25 protein-coding genes and 1 tRNA gene are annotated in these 22,760 nt (G+C 62.2%); 24 read left to right on the forward strand and 2 right to left on the reverse strand.

The features are described 5' to 3' along the window. Positions 1 to 305 precede the first annotated feature (305 nt). The 5 genes from LPB73_RS02170 (at position 306) to LPB73_RS02190 (ending at position 4,212) form a co-directional block, all read left to right on the forward strand. The gene (locus tag LPB73_RS02170; RefSeq protein WP_231079452.1) at positions 306 to 518 is read left to right on the forward strand and encodes a hypothetical protein; all 213 of its coding nucleotides are present in this window, start codon (positions 306 to 308) and stop codon (positions 516 to 518) included. Positions 519 to 553: 35 nt separating this feature from the next. Next, positions 554 to 2,263 carry an FAD-dependent oxidoreductase gene (locus LPB73_RS02175; RefSeq protein WP_231079453.1) on the forward strand — a complete coding sequence of 570 codons (1,710 nt, stop codon included), beginning with the start codon at positions 554 to 556 and terminating at the stop codon, positions 2,261 to 2,263. A gap of 20 nt (positions 2,264 to 2,283) precedes the next feature. After that, positions 2,284 to 2,592, forward strand: a complete 309-nt coding sequence (locus tag LPB73_RS02180) for a UBP-type zinc finger domain-containing protein (protein ID WP_092145281.1) — start codon at positions 2,284 to 2,286, stop codon at positions 2,590 to 2,592. Positions 2,593 to 2,633: 41 nt separating this feature from the next. Continuing rightward, the gene (locus tag LPB73_RS02185) at positions 2,634 to 3,557 is read left to right on the forward strand and encodes an alpha/beta fold hydrolase (protein WP_184511830.1); all 924 of its coding nucleotides are present in this window, start codon (positions 2,634 to 2,636) and stop codon (positions 3,555 to 3,557) included. Between the two features lie 148 nt (positions 3,558 to 3,705). Continuing rightward, entirely contained in the window at positions 3,706 to 4,212 is a 507-nt protein-coding gene (locus LPB73_RS02190; RefSeq protein ID WP_231079454.1) for a hypothetical protein, read from the forward strand. Positions 4,213 to 4,256: 44 nt separating this feature from the next. Here LPB73_RS02190 and LPB73_RS02195 read toward each other — a convergent pair whose 3' ends face one another. Then, positions 4,257 to 4,889, reverse strand: coding sequence for a TetR/AcrR family transcriptional regulator (locus tag LPB73_RS02195; protein WP_231079455.1), 633 nt, complete (start codon positions 4,887 to 4,889; stop codon positions 4,257 to 4,259). A gap of 135 nt (positions 4,890 to 5,024) precedes the next feature. On the opposite strand from LPB73_RS02195, the gene LPB73_RS02200 reads away from it, so the two are divergent. From LPB73_RS02200 to LPB73_RS02265, 14 genes are all read left to right on the forward strand, one after another. Then, entirely contained in the window at positions 5,025 to 5,960 is a 936-nt protein-coding gene (locus tag LPB73_RS02200; RefSeq protein WP_231079456.1) for an SDR family oxidoreductase, read from the forward strand. Positions 5,961 to 6,002: 42 nt separating this feature from the next. Next, entirely contained in the window at positions 6,003 to 6,668 is a 666-nt protein-coding gene (locus tag LPB73_RS02205; RefSeq protein ID WP_231079457.1) for an epimerase, read from the forward strand. A gap of 126 nt (positions 6,669 to 6,794) precedes the next feature. Continuing rightward, complete coding sequence (murA, locus tag LPB73_RS02210) at positions 6,795 to 8,084, forward strand: UDP-N-acetylglucosamine 1-carboxyvinyltransferase (protein WP_093756957.1); 1,290 nt, start codon at positions 6,795 to 6,797, stop codon at positions 8,082 to 8,084. 21 nt (positions 8,085 to 8,105) lie between these two features. After that, a complete protein-coding gene (locus LPB73_RS02215; RefSeq protein WP_231079458.1) occupies positions 8,106 to 8,552 on the forward strand; it encodes a DUF2948 family protein in 447 nt (148 codons plus the stop codon). Between the two features lie 103 nt (positions 8,553 to 8,655). Continuing rightward, a complete protein-coding gene (gene hisD / locus LPB73_RS02220; protein ID WP_231079459.1) occupies positions 8,656 to 9,951 on the forward strand; it encodes a histidinol dehydrogenase in 1,296 nt (431 codons plus the stop codon). Continuing rightward, positions 9,948 to 10,445, forward strand: coding sequence for a UPF0262 family protein (locus LPB73_RS02225; RefSeq protein WP_089266102.1), 498 nt, complete (start codon positions 9,948 to 9,950; stop codon positions 10,443 to 10,445). The genes hisD and LPB73_RS02225 overlap by 4 nt, the downstream gene beginning before the upstream one ends. Positions 10,446 to 10,451: 6 nt before the next feature. Next, positions 10,452 to 10,919 (forward strand): low molecular weight phosphatase family protein, encoded by a 468-nt coding sequence (locus tag LPB73_RS02230; protein ID WP_068734774.1) that lies wholly within the window; start codon positions 10,452 to 10,454, stop codon positions 10,917 to 10,919. A gap of 74 nt (positions 10,920 to 10,993) precedes the next feature. After that, complete coding sequence (locus LPB73_RS02235) at positions 10,994 to 11,617, forward strand: Maf-like protein (protein ID WP_093756955.1); 624 nt, start codon at positions 10,994 to 10,996, stop codon at positions 11,615 to 11,617. Between the two features lies 1 nt (position 11,618). Further along, on the forward strand, positions 11,619 to 11,783 hold the full coding sequence (gene yacG / locus LPB73_RS02240) for a DNA gyrase inhibitor YacG (RefSeq protein WP_414716850.1): 165 nt from the start codon (positions 11,619 to 11,621) through the stop codon (positions 11,781 to 11,783). 158 nt (positions 11,784 to 11,941) lie between these two features. Next, a tRNA-Phe gene (locus LPB73_RS02245) sits at positions 11,942 to 12,017 on the forward strand. Between the two features lie 176 nt (positions 12,018 to 12,193). Continuing rightward, positions 12,194 to 13,453 carry a tyrosine-type recombinase/integrase gene (locus LPB73_RS02250; protein WP_231079461.1) on the forward strand — a complete coding sequence of 420 codons (1,260 nt, stop codon included), beginning with the start codon at positions 12,194 to 12,196 and terminating at the stop codon, positions 13,451 to 13,453. An 88-nt stretch (positions 13,454 to 13,541) separates the two neighbouring features. Then, complete coding sequence (locus LPB73_RS02255) at positions 13,542 to 14,081, forward strand: lytic transglycosylase domain-containing protein (protein ID WP_120286959.1); 540 nt, start codon at positions 13,542 to 13,544, stop codon at positions 14,079 to 14,081. A 194-nt stretch (positions 14,082 to 14,275) separates the two neighbouring features. Beyond that, positions 14,276 to 14,551, forward strand: a complete 276-nt coding sequence (locus LPB73_RS02260) for a hypothetical protein (protein WP_199711954.1) — start codon at positions 14,276 to 14,278, stop codon at positions 14,549 to 14,551. Continuing rightward, complete coding sequence (locus LPB73_RS02265) at positions 14,520 to 15,341, forward strand: IS110 family transposase (RefSeq protein ID WP_231079462.1); 822 nt, start codon at positions 14,520 to 14,522, stop codon at positions 15,339 to 15,341. Before LPB73_RS02260 ends, LPB73_RS02265 begins: the two co-directional genes overlap by 32 nt. A gap of 1,296 nt (positions 15,342 to 16,637) precedes the next feature. Here the strand turns inward: LPB73_RS02265 and LPB73_RS02270 are convergent. Beyond that, positions 16,638 to 18,062 (reverse strand): NAD-dependent succinate-semialdehyde dehydrogenase, encoded by a 1,425-nt coding sequence (locus tag LPB73_RS02270; protein ID WP_231079463.1) that lies wholly within the window; start codon positions 18,060 to 18,062, stop codon positions 16,638 to 16,640. 269 nt (positions 18,063 to 18,331) lie between these two features. Between LPB73_RS02270 and LPB73_RS02275 the strand changes: the two genes are divergently transcribed. The 5 genes from LPB73_RS02275 to LPB73_RS02295 all read left to right on the forward strand — a co-directional run bounded on the left by LPB73_RS02275 (position 18,332) and on the right by LPB73_RS02295 (position 22,759). Continuing rightward, on the forward strand, positions 18,332 to 19,330 hold the full coding sequence (locus tag LPB73_RS02275) for a Bug family tripartite tricarboxylate transporter substrate binding protein (protein ID WP_231079464.1): 999 nt from the start codon (positions 18,332 to 18,334) through the stop codon (positions 19,328 to 19,330). Next, a complete protein-coding gene (locus LPB73_RS02280) occupies positions 19,317 to 19,712 on the forward strand; it encodes a hypothetical protein (RefSeq protein ID WP_231079465.1) in 396 nt (131 codons plus the stop codon). The genes LPB73_RS02275 and LPB73_RS02280 overlap by 14 nt, the downstream gene beginning before the upstream one ends. Then, a complete protein-coding gene (locus LPB73_RS02285; protein WP_231079466.1) occupies positions 19,709 to 20,566 on the forward strand; it encodes an alpha/beta fold hydrolase in 858 nt (285 codons plus the stop codon). Before LPB73_RS02280 ends, LPB73_RS02285 begins: the two co-directional genes overlap by 4 nt. Positions 20,567 to 20,580: 14 nt before the next feature. Next, on the forward strand, positions 20,581 to 21,792 hold the full coding sequence (locus LPB73_RS02290) for an ABC transporter substrate-binding protein (protein ID WP_231079467.1): 1,212 nt from the start codon (positions 20,581 to 20,583) through the stop codon (positions 21,790 to 21,792). 79 nt (positions 21,793 to 21,871) lie between these two features. Continuing rightward, positions 21,872 to 22,759, forward strand: a complete 888-nt coding sequence (locus LPB73_RS02295) for an NAD(P)-dependent oxidoreductase (RefSeq protein ID WP_231079468.1) — start codon at positions 21,872 to 21,874, stop codon at positions 22,757 to 22,759. Position 22,760: the final 1 nt, after the last annotated feature.

Consider the following 22,760-nt stretch of genomic DNA (forward strand, 5'->3'; position numbering starts at 1 on the left):
CCTACCAAGCGGGGCGATCCTTGCCACAAGGTCACGGGCGGCGCAAGCGCGGGTGGCACTTAGAATGCATCATTATAACAGGGGTGTGGTCGGCCTGTTGCGGTTGCAGCCGCCTTGCGCTTCGCCATTGGCGAGTCGATCCGGTTCCCCATGGCCTCGATAACCGCCGGCAGAGCCTTCATTGGCCGGATCATCATCTCGAAGTCGATCATCTCGCCTGCCGCGTTGAAGGCGGTTATGTATGGGCTCACAGGATCCAATCGGGCGCATCTGTGTGCACGCCATTCGATCGACCATAACTGCCCATGACCGATAAGCCGAGCAAACCCGCCAAGGAAAGTGCAACTGCCCGTCAGGACAGGCTGCGCCAGGCGCTGCGTGAAAATCTCAAGCGCCGGAAGGTGCAAATGCGCGGGCGCGCCAGTCAGGCCAGCGATGCCGTCGCAGTCGAGGCGTCATCGGATGACGATAAGACACAGGACTTCTGTTCAAGACCCGTCGATCCCGATCGGGATTGATGGCACCTGTCCGCCGCGTGAGCATGCGAGTTTAAATGTCATCAGAATCCCAGGCATCATCCAGCGCCGAGCTGCCGGCCTACGCGCCGCGGGCGGCGCTGCCGCGTCACGATCAGACTTTTCCCGTGCTGACGGCGGCGGAGATCGAGCGGATGCGCCGCTTCGGTGAGATCCGGCATTACAAGGATGGCGATTGCCTGTTCGAGACCGGCAAGCCCGGTCCCGGCATGTTCGTGGTGTTGTCCGGACATGTGGCGATCACCCAGCGCGACGGCTTCGGCCGCATCACGCCGGTGGCCGATCAGTGCACCGGACAGTTCGTGGCCGAGATCGCGCAACTGTCGGGCCGCGTCGCGCTGGTTGACGGTCATGCTGAAGGCGATATCGAGACACTGCTGATTCCGCCGGAACGGCTGCGCGCGCTGTTGATCGCGGAAGCGGATCTGGGCGAGCGCATCATGCGTGCGCTGATCCTGCGTCGGGTGAACCTCCTGCAGGGCAGCGCTGGCGGTCCGGCTTTCATCGGCACGGCCAATTCCAGCGATGTCATTCGCCTGCAGGGCTTCCTCTCCCGCAACGGCTATCCGCATCATCTGCTCGACCCCGCAACGGACAAGGACGCCGCCGATCTGATCGCGCGCTATACGCCGTCGCCGGAGGATCTGCCGCTGGTGGTGGTGGCCGACGGCACGGTGCTGCGCAATCCGTCCTTCTCCGAACTCGCCCGCGCGATGGGCATGATCAGCCATATCGCCAAGGGCAAGACCTATGACGTCGCCATCGTCGGCAGCGGACCTGCGGGCTTGTCCACCGCGGTGTATGGCGCGTCGGAAGGCCTGTCGGTTGCGGTGTGCGATGCCAAGTCATTCGGCGGCCAGGCCGGCGCCAGCGCGCGGATCGAGAACTATCTCGGTTTCCCGACTGGCATCTCCGGGATGGCACTCACGGCGCGTGCCTTCAACCAGGCGCAGAAGTTCGGCGCCGATATCATGATCCCGGCGGCCGTGAAGTCGCTGGACTGTTCACGCAAGGACGGACTGTTCGCTCTTGAACTCGACGATGGCGATGTCATGCGTGCCAAGGCCATCGTGGTGGCATCGGGCGCACGCTATCGCCGGCCGGACATCGAGCGGCTCGCCGATTTCGAAGGTCGCGGCGTCTGGTACTGGGCATCTCCGATCGAGGCCCGACTCTGCAGGGAGCAGGAAATCTACCTGGTCGGCGGTGGCAATTCGGCAGGTCAGGCGGCGGTGTTTCTCGCGAGCCAGGCCAACAAGGTGCATATGGTGATCCGCGGCGGCGGCCTCGGCGCCAGCATGTCGCGCTATCTGATCGAGCGCATCGAGGCGACACCGAATATCGAGCTGGTCTTCAACACCGAAGTCGTGGCGCTGGAGGGGACGCAGGAGGCGGGGCTCGAACGGATCTGTACCCGTAGTCGGCTGTCCGGCGAGGAGTCCTGCGCTGACATCCGTAATCTGTTCCTGTTCGTCGGCGCCGATCCCGCCACCGAATGGCTGGCGGATTGCGGCGTCACCCTCGATCGTCATGGCTTCATCATCACCGGCATTCCCGCCAATGGCCGCAGCGTGCAGGCGCTGGAGACGTCGGTGTCCGGTGTCTTTGCGGTCGGTGATGTGCGCTCGGGTTCGGTGAAGCGTGTCGGCGGCGCGATCGGCGAGGGCGCCCAGGTGGTGGCGGCGCTGCATGGTTTTCTCGGCGATACGGCCACGCCAACCCTTTGAGCTCATAACGGGAGATCATCATGCCCAAAGGCTGCACGCATATTTCCGGCATTCGCGATGTGACACCCAGCGCACTCGGTTGCGAGGAATGCCTGAAAACGGGCAGTATGTGGGTGCACTTGCGGATCTGCCGGACCTGCGGTCACGTCGGCTGCTGCGACGACTCCCCGAACAAGCACGCGACCAAGCATTTCCACGCCACGAAGCATCCGATTATCGAAGGCTACGATCCGCCCGAAGGCTGGGGCTGGTGCTATGTCGATGAAGTCATGTTCGATTTGTCGGATCGAAAGACTCCGCACAACGGGCCGATTCCGCGCTACTACTGAGACAATCGTCCCGACGCGGGCGACGTTTCAGTGGGGACTTCATGCACATTTTTACGATCGGACGCCGGGCTTTGTTGGGTGTGCTGCTGGCCGTCCTGGCAGCGCCGTTTCTCCCCGTATCCGCTTCAGCGCAAGCTCCGCAAAGCCGCTTCGCCACCATCAACGGCGTCAAGCTGCATTATCTCATTGCGGGCAAGGGCGATCCGATCGTGCTGCTGCATGGCTATGCCGAGACCAGCCATATGTGGCGCCCGCTGATCGCGAAACTTGCGGCCAGTCATACGGTGATCGCGCCGGATCTGCGTGGCTTCGGCGATTCCGACGCGCCGGCCGATGGCTACACCAAGGTGGCGATGGCCCGCGATATCCATGCGTTGGTGGTCGGCCTGAAATATCCCAAGGTGAAAATTGTCGGCCACGACATCGGCCTGATGGTCGCCTATGCCTACGCTGCGCAATATCCGAGCGAAGTCGATCGTATCGCGTTGATGGATGCCTTTTTGCCTGGTGTTGGCGACTGGACGCATGTCTGGCTGTTACGCGACCTCTGGCACTTCCATTTCTACGGCAAGACGCCGCTGGCGCTGGTCGCGGGCCGCGAGCGCATTTACCTTGAGCACTTCTGGAATGATTTCGCCGCGAACCCGAAGAAGTCGGTGCCCGAAAAGGACCGCGTGTTTTACGCCAAGGCCTATGCGAAGCCCGGCCATATGGCAGCCGGTTTCGAGGTCTTCCGTGCTTTTGAGAAAGATGCCGCCGAGTTTGCCGAACTTGCCAAGACCAAACTGCCAATGCCGATGCTGGTTCTCTCTGGTGAGAAGGCCGGTGGGTCTTTCCTGATCGAGCAGGGGCGCCTCGTTGCCAGCAATGTGGACGGCGTTATCGTCAAAGGCTCAGGCCATTGGCTGATGGAAGAAGCCCCCGATCAGGTGATCCCGAAATTGGTTGAGTTTCTCAATAAGTAGATTGCGGGGCACTATTGATCGAACGCGAATGTCTTGAAGAAAACGGCGCCTTGCACGTAAATCTATATGATGACTATCAGCCAAAAACTATTGGCAAGTTCCCGCGCTGCACCCTAAGATTTGACGAGTTCTAAAGCAGGGGTGCATCATGGTTTTGGGAATGAGCTTGGCAACGTTCACGTTGCTTCATGTGGTGGTCAGCCTGATCGGAATTTTTGCTGGCTTGGTCGCAATGGTCGGGCTGCTGAAGTCAAAGCCGCTGCCCGGCTGGACCGGTCTATTTCTGCTGACGACGATCCTGACCAGCGTGACCGGCTTCTTCTTCCCGGTCGAGAAATTGTTGCCGTCGCATGTCATCGGCATCATTTCGCTGGTGCTGCTGGCGGTCGCCTGTTTGGCGCTGTACGGCCAGAAGCTGGCGGGGCCATGGCGCTGGATTTACGTGCTGACTGCGATGATTTCGCTTTATCTCAATGTGTTCGTGCTGGTGATCCAGAGCTTCCTGAAGGTCCCGCCGCTTCATGCGCTGGCACCGAGCGTGCCGCCCAGTGAGCCGCCTTTTGCGATTGTTCAGGGCATCGTGCTGGTGTTCTTCGTCGTCACGACCTTCCTTGCGATCAGGAAGTTTCGCCCGATGCCCGGCGGCTTTGCCTGATCGCGCGACGGCGATTAGCCGCAGCGGGCGGCTAATATCACCCGTCAGGTTTTCGCCTTGCGTGCGGGCGGCTCGTCGAGGGCCGCCCGGATATCCGCAAACATGCGCCTGACCAGCACGTCCGGCTTTTCGCGCGCGCCTTGGGTCAGCCAGTTCTCGCTCGCGATCCGGATGGCGCCGGTGGTGATCATTGCCACTAGTCGCGCCTGCGTCTGACCGGTCTTGTCGCTGGCGCGCGCTGCAAGCGCCCCCGCCATCGCGCGTTCCATCTTCTCGTATTTGACCTGCTCGCGCGCCTGCAGTGCTGGCGTTTCGCGCTTCAACCGGGCAATGGCAATGGCATCCTCGGGGTTGAGGTGCCGAGTCATGGTCAGGATCGCATTCTCTGCTGCGGTGATCATCGATTCATCAGCAGGGCGTTCGGCGATGGCAGCGGTCAGGGCATCGGCGCTGCGATCCTGCCACGCCACCACGACATCTTCCTTGGACGCGAAATAATGGAAGAAGCTGCGGCGCGAGATCTCGGCGGCGGCCGCGATATCGTCCAGCGTGGTGGCCTCGTAGCCTTTGGCCAGAAACAGCTTCATCGCCGCTTCCGTCAGCCGCTGCAGGGTCTGCTCACGCTTGCGCTCGCGCAGCCCGGCGGCCGGCGCAATGTCGGCCGCTGACGTTTTCAATTTTGATTTCAGAGGCTTGGCGGTGCTCATCGGCCTTAAGATAAGGCTAGCCTGCACCTATTGCAAATTTGCACTGAGTGCACATTTAGCCTTGCGCAGGCGTTCGTGCCGCTGATCGGATGTGGGGAGACAGAGATGAGTGATTGGACCACTAGGGACATTCCGCCCATGACCGGCAAACTGGCCGTGGTGACCGGGGCGACAGGCGGCCTCGGCTTCGAGACCGCAATGGCGCTTGCGGGAGCCGGCGCCGAAGTAGTGCTGACCGGCCGTAGCGACACCAAGGGGAGCGCTGCGATCGAGCGCATCTGCGAGCGACATCCCGACGCGATCATCAGCTATGAGCACCTCGATCTCGCCAGCCTGGACGCCGTCGCTACTTTCGCACGCCGTTTCGATGCGATGTACGCGTCGCTTGATCTGCTGATTAATAATGCCGGCGTGATGGCGCTGCCGACGCGCCAGACCACCGCCGACGGCTTCGAGATGCAGCTCGGTACCAATTATCTCGGTCACTATGCGCTCACGGCGCGTCTGCTCCCTGTGCTTCGCCGCAACAAGGCGCCGCGTGTGGTCAATCTCAGCAGTCTTGCGCATCGTTCGGGCCTCATCGATTTCGACGATCTTCAGGGCGCGACATTCTACAAGCCGTGGAAAGCCTATCAGCAGTCGAAGCTCGCGATGCTGATCTTCGCGATCGAGTTGCAGCGGCGCAGCGATGCCGCGGGCTGGGGTCTGATGAGCAATGCCGCGCATCCCGGTTTCGCGCTCACCGATCTCATTCCGAACGGTCCCGGCAGCGGTGGCTTGATGGGGCTCGGAAGCCGGTTGCTGCGTCCGCTGAGCCATTCAGCCGCCGCCGGTGCCTTGCCGACATTGTTTGCAGCCACCTCACCCGATGCGAAGCCAGCTGGCTATTACGGCCCGAACGGCGTCTATGAAATGAAGGGGCCGCCGGCTCCCGCGAAGATCATGCCGCGAGCTCAGGATGCCGCCGTCGGCGCGCGGTTATGGGACGTCTCAGCTGCGCTCACCGGCACGTCGTTCGATCAGGTCGCGATTGCCGCCTGATTGCGTCGCGCGATCGACTGTCAGTCATCCAAAGGAAGTCTCATGAAAGTCATTCTGTTCGGTGCGACCGGCATGGTCGGGCAAGGCGCGCTGCGCGAATGCCTGCTCGATCCCGATGTCGAGGCCGTGCTCGTGGTCGGCCGCAGTCCTACCGGGCAATGCGATGCCAAGTTGCGTGAGATCACGCATACGGATTTTTTCGATCTGTCGGCCATCGCGCCTGACTTGACGGGCTATGGCGCCTGCCTGTTCTGCCTTGGCGTCTCGTCGCTGGGCATGAGCGAGCCGGACTATCGTCGGATCACCTACGACATCACCCTCGCGGTGGCGAACACGCTGGCGCGGCTCAATCCCGCGATGACCTTTATTTACGTCACCGGCCAGAGCACCGACAGCACCGAGCAGGGCAGCGTCATGTGGGCGCGGGTCAAGGGCAAGACCGAGAACGATTTGCTCAAGCTGCCGTTCAAGGCCGCCTATATGTTCCGCCCCGGCGGCATCCAACCGCTGCATGGTGTTCGTTCGAAAACTGCGTGGGTTCAGGCGATCTACACCGCGACCGCGCCCCTCTGGGCGCTGCTGGTCCGGATCGCGCCAAAATACGTCACCACGACAGAGAAAGTCGGCCGCGCCATGATCCGGGTGGTTCGTAACGGTTACTCCAAGCCAATCCTGGAAACCCCGGATATCAATCAGGTCGGAGCGTAAACGGGCCGATTCGGCCCTTTCTTAGATTTGCCGCCGGCCTCATCGAAAAACCGCAAATTTCGACGCTTTTGCTTTAAAGAGGCCATCCGCCCTATAGTCGGGGCACAGCAATCAGCGGGAATCGGTATGGATCGCATTCGCATCGTCGGCGGCAGCAAACTCAATGGCACGATCCCGATTTCGGGCGCCAAAAACGCGGCGCTGCCATTGATGATCGCCGGTCTGCTGACCGACGAGACGCTGATTCTCGACAACGTGCCACGTTTGGCCGACGTCGCGCAGTTGCAGCGCATTCTCGGCAATCACGGCGTGGACATCATGTCGGCCGGCAAGCGCCCGGGCGACCATGAATATCAGGGCCAGACCCTACATATCTCCGCCGCCAATATCATCGATACGACAGCGCCCTACGAGCTGGTGTCGAAGATGCGCGCCTCCTTCTGGGTGATCGCGCCGCTGCTGGCGCGCATGCACGAAGCCAAGGTGTCTCTGCCCGGCGGCTGCGCCATCGGCACCCGTCCAGTGGATCTGCTGATCATGGCGCTGGAGAAGCTCGGCGCCGAGCTGACTATCGACGGCGGCTACGTGATCGCCAAAGCCCCCGGCGGCCTGAAAGGCGCCGAGATCGACTTCGCCAAGGTCACCGTGTCCGGCACCCATGTGGCGCTGATGGCTGCGACGCTGGCCAAGGGCACGACCATTATCAACAACGCGGCGTGTGAGCCGGAAATCGTCGACGTCGCCGACTGCCTGAACAAGATGGGCGCGCGCATCTCCGGCGCCGGCACCACGACGATCACGATCGAGGGCGTGGCCAAGCTGAATGGCACGCGCCACACCGTGCTGCCGGATCGCATCGAGACTGGTACCTATGCCATGGCCGTGGCCATGACCGGCGGCGATGTGCAACTTTCAGGCGCACGGCCTGAATTGCTACAGTCGGCGCTCGACGTACTGGTCGAGGCCGGCGCGACGGTGACGCCGAACAACGACGGCATCCGCATCTCGCGCAACGGCGCGGGCATCAAGCCGGTGAACGTGTCGACGGCGCCATTCCCCGGCTTTCCGACCGATCTGCAGGCGCAACTGATGGCGCTGATGACGACAGCCACGGGCTCCTCGCATATCACCGAAACGATCTTCGAAAACCGCTTCATGCATGTGCAGGAGCTGGCCCGCTTCGGCGCGCGCATTCATCTCGACGGTGAAACCGCGACCATCGACGGTACGGCCAAGCTGCGCGGTGCGCCCGTGATGGCGACCGACCTGCGCGCCTCGGTCTCTCTGGTGATCGCCGGCCTCGTCGCGGAAGGCGAGACCATGGTCAACCGCATCTATCATCTCGATCGCGGCTTCGAGCGGCTCGAGGAAAAGCTGTCCGCCTGCGGTGCCACCATCGAGCGCATCAGCGGATAGGATTCTCTCAAAGGGGTCGCCGTGACGGGTCAACGCAAGCTGATTGCACTGGATGCCGACGACCTCGCGGTGATTTCCGCGCATGTTCAGGATGCGGCCGTCAATGTCGGCGACATTATCTGGCGGCAGAGCGAGAAGCGGCTCGTGGTCGGCATGAGCCGGCTCGACTGGGATCAGACGATTTCAGGGGAAGTCACGCCGCGCCGGCTGGTCTCGGCGCTGCGCTTCGACCGCGTGCTGGCCTGCAAGTCCCGCGATATCGATCTCGGCGCGCCCGACATCGCGCTGGAACTGTTCGGCATCGAATTCCATGCCGCCGAGCCTCCTGGCGGTAGCGTCGTCCTGATCTTCGCCGGTGGGGGCGCACTCCGGCTGGATGTCGAGTGTCTCGAGGTCGAACTGGCCGATCTCGGCCCGGACGATCTGACCAGCGATGCCGGCACCGAGGCCTCCGGTCTGGACGCCTGATCCGCTATTCATCGTTTCCATGGCAGCACAGGGTTGACGGCCCTTTGTCGCCGCGCCATTGAGCAGGGGGCCTTGGCCGGCAAGGCCCCGCCGGAACACCAGAATGCCAATTCGTATCGATACCGCCAGCGCCGATTTCACCCAGCGCTTCAATGCCTTCCTGACCATGAAGCGCGAAGTCGCGGCCGATATCGAGGCTGCCACGCGCGCCATTGTCGATGACGTCGCCGCCCGCGGCGACGCAGCGCTGCTGGAGGCCACCCGCAAGTTCGACCGGCTCGACCTCAAGGCCTCGGCTCTGTGCGTGACCCCTGCCGAGATCGATGCCGCCGTGGCCGCCTGCGACGCAGAGACCGTCGAGGCCCTGACATTCGCCCGCGATCGCATCGAGCTGTTCCACAAGCGCCAGCTGCCCAAGGACGACCGCTTCACCGATGCGCTGGGCGTCGAGCTTGGCTGGCGCTGGAGCGCCATTGAAGCTGTTGGTCTCTATGTGCCCGGCGGCACCGCCGCCTATCCATCGTCGGTGCTGATGAATGCCGTGCCGGCCAAGGTCGCAGGCGTCGAGCGCGTGGTGATGGTGGTGCCGTCGCCGGACGGCAAGCTCAACCCACTGGTGCTGGCCGCGGCGAAGCTCGGCGGCGTGTCCGAGATCTATCGCGTCGGTGGCGCGCAGGCCGTGGCCGCTTTGGCCTATGGCACCGCGACCATCGCGCCGGTGGCCAAGATCGTCGGTCCCGGCAATGCCTATGTGGCCGCTGCCAAGCGCCAGGTGTTCGGCAAGGTCGGCATCGACATGATCGCAGGTCCGTCGGAAGTGCTTGTTGTCGCCGACGACACCGCCAATGCCGACTGGATTGCCGCCGATCTGCTGGCGCAGGCGGAGCACGACGCCAATGCGCAGTCGATCCTGATCACCGACAGCGAGCGCCTTGCGGACGATGTTATCCTTGCCGTCGAGGCCCAGCTCACCACACTGCCGCGCGCCGAGATCGCGCGTGCGTCGTGGGAGAGTTTCGGCGCGGTCATTCTGGTCGATAAGCTCGATGACGCCGTGCCGCTCGCCAACGCCATCGCCGCCGAGCATCTCGAAATCATGACGGCCGATCCTGAGGCGTTCTCGCTCAAGATTCGCAATGCCGGCGCCATCTTCCTCGGCGGCCATACGCCGGAAGCGATCGGCGATTATGTCGGCGGCTCGAACCACGTGCTGCCGACCGCACGCTCGGCGCGGTTCTCCTCGGGCCTCGGCGTACTTGACTTCATGAAGCGAACATCGATCCTGAAGTGCGGGCCGGATCAGCTGCGGGCGCTGGGACCGGCTGCGATGACGCTGGGCAAGGCCGAAGGCCTCGATGCTCACGCACGTTCGGTCGGATTGCGCCTCAATTTGCGATGAGTAATGCCCCTCCACCAGAGGATGACAGCAACAACCGCATCGTCGCGGTGACGCTCGATGAGGAATCGATCGGCCGTTCCGGGCCGGATATCGAGCATGAGCGCGCGATCGCGATCTACGACCTGATCGAGCAGAATCTGTTCGCGCCGGAAGGCGCACACGTCGGCCCGTTTACGCTGCATATCGGCATCACCGGCAGCCGGCTGATGTTCGACATCCGCCGCGAGGACGGCACGCCGGTCGTCGCGCACCTTCTGTCGCTGGGGCCGTTCCGCCGCATTGTGAAGGACTACTTCATGATCTGCGACAGCTACTATCAAGCGATTCGCACCGCTACGCCCGACAAGATCGAGGCCATCGACATGGGCCGCCGCGGCATCCATGACGAAGGCTCGCGGACGCTGCAGGAACGATTGGCCGGCAAGGTGCGCGTCGATTTCGAAACGTCGCGGCGGCTTTTTACGTTGATCTCTGTCCTTCATTGGAAAGGCTAGTCGCTGATGGCCGCGCCGCCACGCGCGCGTACGCCGCAGGCGGTCTTGTTTGCCTGCGGCCAGAATAGCGTGCGCTCGCCGATGGCCGCCAGCCTGTTGCAGCAGATGTTTCCGCAGGCGCTGTATGTGAAATCCGCCGGGGTGAAGAAGGGCGAGCTCGATCCTTTCGCAGTGGCCGTGATGGCCGAACTCGGCCAGGACATCTCCAGACACAAGCCCATGACCTTCGAGGAGCTTGAGGACTGGGAAGGGCTCAATTTCGATCTCATCATTACGTTGTCGCCGGAGGCGCATCACAAGGCGCTGGACCTGACGCGCACCGATGCCGCCGAGGTCGAATACTGGCCGACGGTGGATCCCACGGGAACCGAAGGTAACCGCGACCAGAAACTGGCGGCCTATCGCGAGGTCTGCGATGGACTGCTGCTGCGAATCCGCAAGCGTTTCGCCAAAGGCGGCGCGGCGAGCGGTTAAATAACCGCACCGCGGTTGTCGAAGCAGAGCCCTTCCGATAGGTTCCGGCCGCATTTCCAGGATCATCGCCCCGCATGCTCGGCCGTCCCAAATTCGTTCTCGCCTCCGGTTCGCCCCGCCGCCTCAGCCTGCTCAACCAGGCCGGCATTGAGCCCGATGCGCTGCGTCCCGCCGATGTCGACGAGACCCCGAAGCGGGGCGAGCTGCCGCGCGCCTGCGCCAATCGGCTGGCGCGCGCCAAGGCGGAAGCGGCGCTGAAGTCGGTCCAGCTCGACGACGAACTCCGCGGCGCGTTCATTCTTGCTGCCGATACCGTGGTCGCCGTCGGCCGCCGCATCCTGCCCAAGGCGGAACTGGTCGATGAAGCCTCGCAGTGTCTGCGGCTGCTGTCGGGCCGCAACCACCGTGTCTATACGGCGGTCTGCATCGTCACCCCCAAGGAAAGCTTCCGGCAGCGGCTGATCGAGACCAAGGTGCGCTTCAAGCGCCTCAATGAAGAAGACATCTCGACCTATATCGGCTCCGGCGAGTGGCGCGGCAAAGCCGGTGGCTATGCCGTGCAGGGCATTGCCGGCTCCTTCGTGGTCAAGATGGTCGGCTCCTACTCCAATATCGTCGGCCTGCCGCTCTATGAGACCGTCTCCCTGCTGGGCGGCGAAGGCTTCCCGATCCGTTTCGGTTGGTTGAATGCAAGCTAAAGTGTCCAAATCCGGCGAAAAACCGTGCCCGATCTGCGGCAAGCCCGCGATGGAGGCCTCCAAGCCGTTCTGCTCCGAGCGTTGCCGCGACGTGGATCTCAATCGCTGGCTGTCGGGCTCCTATGCGATTCCCGGCAAACCGACGGATGACGAGGACGCCGAATAGGGTCGACGGGCATTCGCGCTGTCCAAGCCGGTCCGAAGCGGTCATTTCCCATTGTTTTGACGGGAAAATCTTCGTTCACAGAAATGCCATCGGGCGGGTGGACAGGGCCGATTTGCCTGACTATAAACCGGCGCTCCCTGGACCTGATCCGGGGCGGCGCCCAGGTAGCTCAGTTGGTAGAGCATGCGACTGAAAATCGCAGTGTCGGTGGTTCGATCCCGCCCCTGGGCACCATTTGTTGTCCCCCAGCTTCCTCCTCTGTCCGCTGATGTGCTATAAGTGCTTGAATTAGAGCGCTTTCTCGTTCGCTGACATTCGCGACCGTCCGCCGGCAGCCGTTGTTTTTGTTGGTATTGCTGTTGGTATCCCGTCGATCGCGTGTTGGTAGATTGACTGCGGGGACCTAATCGATGCCGCTTTCGGATGCCGCCTGCCGTGCCGCCAAATCCGCCACGAAGCCCTACAAAATCAGCGACGGAGGCGGGCTGCATTTGCTTGTTGAAAAGAACGGGTCGCGGCTTTGGCGGCAGGCGTATCGGTTCGACGGAAAGCAGAAGCTGATCGCGCTGGGCGCCTATCCGGCGGTCAGTCTCGCCGACGCCCGCGCCGGTCGGGACGCGAACAAGACGCTTCTGGCCAAGGGCATCGATCCGTCCGCGCAGCGCAAGTTGGATCGCAGCGCGGCGCGCATCGCGCGCAGCAATACGTTCCGGATCGTCGCGGACGAACTGATCACGAAGTTCGAAGCCGAGGGCGACGACCCAAAGACAATTGAGAAGAAAAAATGGCTTCTCGGCTTCATCAACGCCGATTTGGGCGATCGACCGATCGCCGAAATCAAGGCGTCGGAATTGCTTGATGTACTTCGAAAGATCGAGAGGCGAGGGCGATATGACACGGCCCGACGCGCCCGCAGCATTAGCGGTCGTGTCTTCAAATATGCGATCAGCACCAATCGCGCCGAGCGCGACCCATCGGTTGACCTAACGGGGGCCCTCATAGCGCCAAAGGTCAATCACCGGGCCGCCATCACCGAGCCGAAGGCCGTCGGCGCGCTTCTCCGCGCGATCGACGACATGGACGGTCAGATCACAACACGCGCAGCGTTGCAGCTGATCGCCCTTACCTTCGTTCGGCCGGGCGAACTGCGGCACGCGGAATGGAAGGAATTCGATCTGCGGGACGCCGTCTGGAACATTCCGAAGGAAAAAATGAAGATGCCGCGGCCACACAAAGTGCCGCTGTCTCGACAGGCGATTGCGATCATCAATGACCTTCGCGAAGTCACAGGCACGTCGCCCTATTTGTTTCCGCAGATCCGCTCGTGGCATCGTCCAATTTCCGATGGGACGCTAAACGCTGCGCTTCGCCGGCTTGGGTACACGAAAGCGCAAGTGACCGCGCATGGCTTCCGGTCGACGGCATCGACACTGCTGAACGAAAGCCGCCGCTCGGATGGCAGGCGCCGTTGGGATAGCGATGCTATCGAGCGTCAATTAGCGCACCAAGAGGAAGACGAGGTTCGCGGTGCCTATAATGGCGCCGAATATTGGGAAGAACGCGTCCCGATGATGCAGTGGTACGCAGATTACCTGGATGACCTCCGCAGGTCCGGAACCGTTCTGTCGACCGCGAAGGCCCGGCGATCCCGATCGTCGTCAGCATCCTAGCCGTCGAACCTACCGTACTAGCTAGACAACGCCGCTTCAATCGGTCGCGGCGCCGCTTGCTGTACCGGCGCACTGGATACGCGCCGTGATGACCGTCGAAAGTGCCGGTGACCCGCGGGCCAGATCGCCAAAAGGTGCGATGGGATTGATGCAGATCATGCCCGAGACCTGGGCGGACCTGCGCGCACATCGCCGCTTCGGCAACGATCCCTACGATCCCCATGACGGCATCCTGGCCGGTGCTGTGTACCTCCGCGAACTGCACGACCGCTATGGCTCGCCCGGTTTCCTCGTCCCGTACAATGCGGGCCCGTGCCGCTACGAACACTATCTCGCGGGCCGTCCACTGCCGGCGGAGACCCTCGCCTATGTGGCAAAGATTACTCTTTTGTTGGGTGGCGGTGAACTCGCCGGTCCGCCCTCCGTCGCTGCTGTTCATTCGAAGTCATGGACCGAGGCGCCGCTGTTCGTCGGGCGATCCGAACGCGCAACCGCTGCCGATCAGGTGTCGGCTGAGCTTCGATCGAACCGCGCTTCGACGAGTGATCCGATGCGCGATCTCCCAGCAATCGTGCCGCAAGCGCGCAGCCTGTTTGTTGCCCGATCTAATGCCGGTGGCCAGTCATGACGGGATGTGCAGTCTCGCGCGCCATAAGGTGCTTCGGGATAGAACGGCTGGGAGGGCGAGAGCAGCAGGGAAACACGACGACGGCTCTTCAAATCGGGCTTCGAGAAACCGGTGCACGAGAATAGCACGGCCGTGGCGGAATCCGAAGCGTGGTGCAACGACTTATGTGGTCGTTCACACAACGGAGAGCTCCAATGAAACTGTATGTTGGATTGGACGTCGGCCTTGAGGAAACCAGCCTTTGCATCGTCGATAGTGAGGGTCTTACGGTGCGCGAGATAAAGATCAACACGGTGCCGGCGGCGATCCGCTTCGCTCTTGAAAGCTACGCGGATCGCCTCGATACGGTCGGTGTCGAAGCGTCGTCGCTCGGCATCTGGTTGTACCGTGAACTTTCAGCCGGCCGGGGTCCCGATCATTGTTGTCGAAGCGCGCCATATGCGTGTCTCGCTGTCGACGATGCGCAATAAGACGGACCGTGACGACGCCCGAGGCGTTGCGCGGATGATGCGCCTGGCCTGGTACCGCGCGGTCCATGTCAAGAACATCGAGATGCAGAAGATGCGCTCGTTATTAGCCAACAGGAAGCTCCTCAAGCGCAAGCTGATCGATATTGAAAACCACATTCGTGGTACGCTTAGGGCTTGCGGTCTGATGGTTGGAGCAGTCGGCCGCGGGGGATACGAAGCGCGAGTCCGCGAGTTGATCGAGCACGGCGATCCGGTATTTACCATGATGATTGAAGCTATGCTGGAGGTGCGGCGAGCGATCTTCGAAGGCTACGAACGATTGCATAAGGTGCTCCTGCAGGTAGTCCAGCATGATGCGATTTGTCGTCGATTAATGACCGTACCCGGCGTGGGTCTCGTTGCGGCCCTTTCGTTCAAGGTCGGTGTTGATGGTCCTCTTCGTTTTGCGCGATCTCGGACACTTGGTGCGCATTTTGGCCTGACGCCGAGAGGGCACCAGTCTGGAACCTCCATCGACTATGAAGGCCGAATTACGAAGCAGGGTGACGTCGCGGTTCGCGAGGCGCTTTGCGAGGCGGCCGCAAGTCTTCTGCTGCGGGTCAGGAAATGGTCGGCGTTGCGGGCGTGGGGCCCGCGGATAGCCAAGCGGTCAAGCATGCTGTGCGCGATCGTCGCGGTCGCGCGCAAGCTCGCGGGCATCCTACATCGAATGTGGGTCGGCGAAACGGACTTCCATGTCGGCTTTGGTGCAAAGGCGACGCAGCGACTGCGATTGAAGCCTGCAAAGTAACTGCTGCAGGAGCACGAAAGCTTAACGCTGGTGTTGCACCCGGCATGTTGAGGAGGAGCAAAGATTAGAGATCCGCGCGCGCGTTGAGCGTCCGCTGGCGGGGCCGTGAAACGGGGAATGTCCGCTATCTCTTGCCTGCTTCCGTCCACGTGAGGAGAGCGCCGGACTGCTTGAACAGCCCTGTTTACGAACCTGATGAAGAGCATGCGACAGCCAAGTGCTGAACGCGAAGGAACGCATGGACCCCGCCTGGAGAATGCAGATCGTGCACGTGGTTGTGGCGGACTCTGCTCACCATCAGCGCAGAGAGAAAGGAATTGGTGATATGCGGAAAATCGCGAAAAAGCGTAGCGAAGTGTTGACTTTGACCGCCCGATTAGGAAGGCGAGATAAAAGAGGCTCGCCGCTTAAACCACAAGCCATTGGAATGGCTTGGGTTCGGGCGTGCCGTCGGTCGGGGCGCGTGCCGCGCCTGATGCTTTCGCCAATGAATTCAACAGTGTTTTCGGCACTGCCCGGCATTCCCTGTTCGTGGAGCCTTTGCGATGAGCGCGGGCGACAGCGATTTACGCATCCGGCCTGGCCGCATCCGCGGCACGCGAGCGCCGAAGCCGAAGAGCTTCATCAACTAGGTGCTGCCTGCGCCGGCCGTAGGCTTCAACCTGACAATGCGGTTGTACGGTTCCCAAACTCCGATACGGATCGTACCGGCTCCTGCGGTCAGTAAAGTGAACTAGCGAAGGCGGCATGAGCGGCCACGACGTTTTCGCTGCGCTGGTGAGACAGCATACGCACGGCTTATCGCGATCTGCGGGAAGGTGAGAACGACCGCTTCTGGCGCAAAGCGGACATGGATGAGTTTTGCGGAAGTTCCGCTTGGGGGGCGGTGCGGAGGCGTGGATGCTCTTAAACCTGCTTCTTTGTATGGTTGTCGCGAGCGCCACGATCGTCGGGAGCGGCGCGTAGGCATCAAGATCCGGAAGGAAGGCCGCGGCCGGCGCGTCACCTGCACGCGCGGCCGTAGCGTTCTACAGGTCTACGATCTCGGTGCGAGCTGAGGCGCGCAGGCTGGGGTGACCTTTCCCCACTCGCAGGCCCGGCGCTCGCCGAAGCTTCCGTTTGCATGACAACTTCTCGCCACTGCCCCACTTCGCGGACGATGTATTTTTGGGAGCGGTACCGTCGCTTAAACCAATCGCACGAGGGCAGATCGTGTCGGGAAATTGCACCCGTGCGACTCTGGTTCTTCAAAAGTTGTTTGAAGAACCAGAGTGCTTCCCAGCCTCCACGAATGTCTCACGCAAATTTATGCGACACGTTCTTCGTCACCGTGTAGCAGGCGAGGCCCTCGGTACCGCCTTCGCGGCCATAGCCTGAGTCCTTGACGCCGCCGAACGGGGTCTCCGCTGTGGATGCGACGAAGTGGTTGATAGTGAGGTTACCGGTTTCCACGTCGTTGGAGATCCGCTGCACGTTGTCGGCTGACTTCGTGAAGGCATAGGCGGCAAGGCCGAACGGCAATGCATTGGCCTTGGCGATGGCTTCGTCGAGATCGCGCACCGGATTGACGAGAGCGAGCGGACCGAACGGCTCCTCGTTCATCGCCAATGCATCGTCGGGCACGTCGGCGAGCACGGTGAGTGGATAGAAGTAACCGCGATTGTTGATGCGCTGGCCACCCGCGAGCACGCGCGCGCCGCGGTCCTTGGCGTCCGACACGAGCCGTTCCATGGCGTTGACGCGTCGTGAATTCGCTAAAGGCCCGAGCTGCGTGGATGGATCCATGCCATTGCCGATCTTCAGCTTGGCGGCGCCTTCGGCAAAACTCTTTGCGAAGATCTCAAAGTTCTTCTCGTGCACGAAGAAACGCGTCGGCGCGACGCAAACCTGACCGGCATTGCGTGACTTGGTGACGACCGAAGCCTGGGCGGTGGTGACGGGATCAGCATCGTCGCAGACGATCACCGGGCCATGTCCGCCGAGCTCCATGATCGCCGGCTTCATCTGCTGACCGGCCATGGCGGCGAGATGTTTGCCAACCGGTACCGAGCCGGTGAAGGTGATCAGGCGGATGGCCTGATGCGGCACCAGATAGCCGGAGATTTCGGCAGGATCGCCGAACACGAGATTGAGTACGCCCGCGGGCAAGCCTGCATCATGGAACGCGCGCGCCAGCTGCAGCGCGCCGGCCGGGGTTTCTTCCGAAGCTTTCAGGATGATCGAACAGCCCGACGACAGCGCGCCGGCCACCTTGCGCGCCGGTGAGCTCATTGGGAAATTCCACGGCGAGAAGGCCGCCACCGGGCCGATCGGCTGGCGGTACACCGTATGCTGCAGACCGGGACCGGCCGAGATCACGCGGCCATACATGCGCATGCCTTCGGTTGCATCCCATTCGATGATCTCGCAGCCGCGCAGGATTTCGAGCTTCGCCTGATCGAGCGGCTTGCCTTGCTCCAGCACCATCGCCGTCGCCATCTCGTCGACGCGCGAGCGGATCAACGTCGCAGCCTTCAGAATGATTTGCGCGCGCGCGTTCGGTGCCGTCTTGCGCCAAACATTGAAGCCGCGCACCGCCGCATCGAGCGCATCTTCGAGATCGGCTTTCGTCGCATGCGGCACCGTCCCTAGTACGCTCTCGTCGGCGGGATTGATGATCGGCGTGCCGGAGGCCCGGCGCCAGTGTCCGTCCACGTAAAGCTCGATGTTGGGATAGGTCATGTCGAAGTGCACTTTCTTGGTCGTCGGAAGCGGTTGACTCAGCCTCACTTGCGCGGCATCCAATCATATGTTGATATAATAGAACAATAGTTCTGTCAGACAGAACGTTCTGGGATTGAATGAGATCGAAGATGCGTACGATCGGACGATGCGAGATGGCGGAGAACGCAGCGGCAGATGCCGCGGCGCGCGCCACTTGCGTGTCGGTCATCACGCGTCGGGCGCGCTGAACAACAAAATCATCAAGAATATCGATTGGGAGTTGAAACATGAGAGAGCAGTGGGCTGCGGCGTGGTCGCTCACGCGGCGCGGCGCGATGGCAGGCATGCTGGCGGCGACGGCAGCGGTGTTCACACCGGCGCAGGCGCAGGACGTCTATCCGAGCAAGATGATCCGGCTGCTGGTGCCGTTCCCCGCGGGCAGCGCCACCGATGTGGAAGCGCGCTTCCTCGCCGAGAAGGTCGGCGCAGTGCTGGGCCAGAAGATCCTCGTCGACAACAAGCCGGGCGCCAACGCCAATATCGGCGCCGCCGAAGTCGCGCGCGCGCCGGGCGACGGCTATACGCTGTATCTCGCGACCAATTCGACCCATTCGGCGAATGTGCATCTTTACAACAAGATGCCATTCGATCCCGTCGCCGACTTCACGCCGATCGCGCGGTTGACGCGCAATCCACTGGTGATGGTGGTCGCCAAGGATTTTCCGGCCAAGGACCTCAAGGAATTCATCGCCTACGGCAAAACCAATCCGGGCAAGCTCAGCTACGGCTCGGGCAACACCGGCAGCATGGCGGCGGCGCAGCTCGTCAAATCGACGGCGAGCATCGACGCCGTGCGCATCTCCTATCCCGGCACGCCGCAGGCGATCACCGATCTGCTCGGCGGCCGTATTGAATTCGTCATCACCGACGTCGCCGTGACGCGCGAATTCATCAACAATGGCAGCCTGCGCGCGCTTGGCGTGACGACGGCGCAGAAGGTCGCCTCGCTGCCCGGCGTAGCGCCAATGGCCGATGTCGGTCTGCCCGGCTATGACTTCGCCGCCTGGAGCGGGTTGTTCGCGCCGAAGAACGTCCCTGCCGACATTGTGCAGAAGCTCAACAAGGCGTTCCTTGAGGTGATGGCGACCGACGAAGCCAAGAAGTTCTTCGCCGATATCGGTCTCGAGCCGGATGTCAGCACGCCCGAAGGCCTCGCCGAACACGTGGCCAAGCAGACCGAATTGTGGGGCCGCATCATCAAGGAGTCCGGTCTTGAAAAGATCTGATCCGGTCAGCGAGGCATTCTCGCAAATTCCGGCGTTGCTCGAACGCGACGCTGCGCTGATCCAGCGCGGGCGCTTCCTCGACGTCGATTGTCTGCTCGGTTCGACCACGCAGGCGTTCCACGTCGCCATTCGCGCCGGCCGCATCATCGATATGGTGGCGGCGCCAGTGCTGATGCGCTCGTGGACGTTCGGCTATCGCGCCACGCCTGACGCATGGACCGCGTTCTGGCAACCGATGCCAAAGGCAGGCTGGCATGACCTGCTCTCGCTCACCAAGCGCGGCGACGCCACGCTCGAAGGCGACATCAAGCCCTTCATGACCAACCTTCAGTATTTCAAGGACCTGCTGGCGCTGCCGCGCAGCGCGGGAGGTGTCGCATGACCGCTTACATCGAACCGATGGTCGGTCGTTACGTGCATGTCGACATCGACGGCACCTCGCACCGGATCTATTTCGAGGAAGCCGGGCAGGGCATTCCGCTGGTCTGCCTGCACACTGCTGGCTCCGACAACCGGCAGTGGCGCTATCTCCTTGCCGATGAGGAGTTCACGAGGAACTACCGTATCATCGCCTTCGACATGCCCTGGCATGGCAAGTCGAATCCGCCGGCGAACTGGGACGGCAGCGAATATCAACTCACCACCGCACGCTACACACAGACGATCCGCGCGTTCTGCGCGGCGCTCGATCTCGACAAGCCTGTCGTGATGGGTTGCTCGATCGGCGGCCGCATCGTGCTCAATCTGGCGATCGATCACGCCAGCGAATTCTGCGCGTTGATCGGCCTCGAGGCCGCTGACTTTCAGGCGCCGTGGTACGATACGACCTGGCTCAACCGCCCCGACATTCATGGTGGTGAAGTCTGCGCCGCGCTGGTGTCCGGCCTTGTCGCGCCGCAGTCTCCTGCGGCAGCGCGCATGGAAACGCTGTGGGCTTACAAGCAGGGCGGCCCCGGCGTGTTCAAGGGCGACCTGTATTTTTATCGTGTCGATGGTGACCTGCGTGGCCGCACCAAGGCGATCGATACAAAACTCTGTCCGCTCTATCTGCTCACCGGTGAATACGACTTCTCCTGCATGCCCGAAGACACCGTGCGAACGGCCGCCGGCATCGCGGGCACGGAAGTCACCGTGATGGAGCAGCTCGGCCATTTCCCGATGAGCGAGAACCCCGCGCAATTCCGGCGTTACATCGCGCCGGTGCTTGAGAAAATCCAACAACAACAGAAAATCTGAGGAGAGGGCATCACATGACAACCAGGGCATTCACGAAAAGTCTATATCTATCCGCCGCACTCTTGCTGTCGGCGCAGGTCGCCAGCGCTGCGGAGACCATCAAGATCGGCGTGCTGAACGACCAGTCAGGCGTGTTCGCCGACAATGGCGGCGTCGGCTCGGTGGCGGCTGCCAAGCTCGCGGCCGAGGATTTCGGCGGCGAGATTCTCGGGCAGAAGATCGAGGTGGTCACCGCCGATCACCAGAACAAGCCGGACGTCGCTGCGGCCACCGCGCGTCGCTGGTTCGATACCGAAAACGTCGACATGATCGCCGACGGTGCCGCATCGTCGGCCGGCTTCGCCATCCTCGAAGTGGCAAAGCAGAAGGGCAAGATCTTCACCATCAGCGGCCCGGGCTCGTCGGACTTCACCGGCAAGGCCTGCTCGCCGGTGAGCTTCCATTTCAACTACGACACCTATGCGCTGTCGAAGCTAACATCTGAGGCCATCACCAAGGCCGGTGGCAACACCTGGTATTTCATCTCTGCCGATTATGCTTTCGGCCATGCCTTGCAGCGTGATGCGACGAAGTTCATCGAGGGCGCTGGCGGCAAGGTGATCGGTTCCTCCGCACATCCGCTGGGGACCACCGACATGGCCTCGTTCCTGCTGCAGGCGCAGGGCTCGAAGGCCAAGGTCGTCGGTCTCGCCACCTCCGGCGCCGACGTGCAGACCGCCATCAAGCAGGCTGGTGAATTCGGCATCGTCGAGAGCGGCCAGCAGCTCGCCGGTCTTCTCGTCTTCATCACCGACGTCAATGCGCTCGGTCTCAAGGCGACGCAGGGCCTGCAGGTGACGACCTCGTTCTACTGGGACCTCAATGACGAGACCCGCGCCTGGACCAAGCGCTATTTCGCGATGACCAACAACAAGGTCCCCAGCATGGTGCAGGCCGGTGTGTATAGCGGTGTGCATCACTATCTCGCCGCCGTGAAGGCCGCGGGCACCAAGGACCCGGCCGTGGTTGCCAAGAAGATGCACGAGATGAAGGTCAACGACATGTACAACAAGGACGTCACTGTGCGTCCCGATGGCCGCGTGTTGCACAACATGTATCTGGTGCAGGTAAAGAAGCCGGAAGAATCGAAGTATAAGTTCGATTACTACAAGGTCATCACCACCTCACCCGGCGAACAGGCGTTCCGGCCGATGAGCGAAGGCAACTGCCCGCTGGTCAAGGGCTAAGCGAACCACGACATCGCGGGTGCAGCCTGGCTGCGCCCGCTTCTCGATCTCTCTTGAAATGAAGACGAAGGAGTGCGGCATGGTGACCGCCATTGGTTTTATCGGTATGGGCGTGATGGGCGAGCCGATGTGCCGCAATCTGGCGCGCAAGTCGGGCTTGCCGGTGTTCGGCTTCGATCGCGCCGATGCGCCGCTCGCGCGTCTGGCCGAAGCCGGCGTCAAGCGCGCCACCTCGCTGGCCGAACTTGCTAGGCAGTGCGATGTCATCTTCATGGCGCTGCCGAGCGGCAAGCATGTTCAGGCGGTGTGTGAGGGTGGTGACGGGCTGCTTGCGTTTGCCGATGCACGCCACACCATCGTCGATCTCGGCACCTCGCCGGTCGAAGCCAGCCGCGACCTCGCCAAGCGCTTCGCCGCCAAGGGCGCCGCTTATGCGGATGCGCCGATCGCGCGCACACGTCAGGCGGCCGAAGAGGGCACGTTGAGCGTCATGGTCGGCGCCAGCGCCGCCATTTTCGCGAAACTGCAGCCGCTGATCGCCACCTTCGCCACCGACATCACCCATTGCGGCGATATCGGCGCCGGGCAGGTGGTCAAGATCCTCAACAACATGGTGCTGATGGAGACCGTCGTTGCGCTCGGCGAGGCGCTGGAGACGGCCAAGCGCGCCGGGCTCGATCCCAAGCTGGTGTTTGAAACGCTCGCCAAAGGCTCGGCCGACAGTTTCGCGCTGCGCAATCACGGCATGAAGGCGATGCTGCCCGACACCTTCCCGGAGCGCGCCTTCTCGACTGAATATGCCCGCAAGGACATCTCCTATGCGCTCGATCTGGCGAAGTCCGTGGATATAAAGCTGCAGGGCGCGGAACTTGCCGACAAGCTCCTTGGTGAGGCGATTGACGCCGGTGATGGCGACCTCTACTGGCCGGTAATCGCGCGCGTCATCAAGGCGTCGCGGACGGCCTGAT

Source organism: Tardiphaga sp. 37S4, from assembly GCF_021044645.1.
In the GTDB taxonomy this organism is placed as follows: domain Bacteria; phylum Pseudomonadota; class Alphaproteobacteria; order Rhizobiales; family Xanthobacteraceae; genus Tardiphaga; species Tardiphaga robiniae.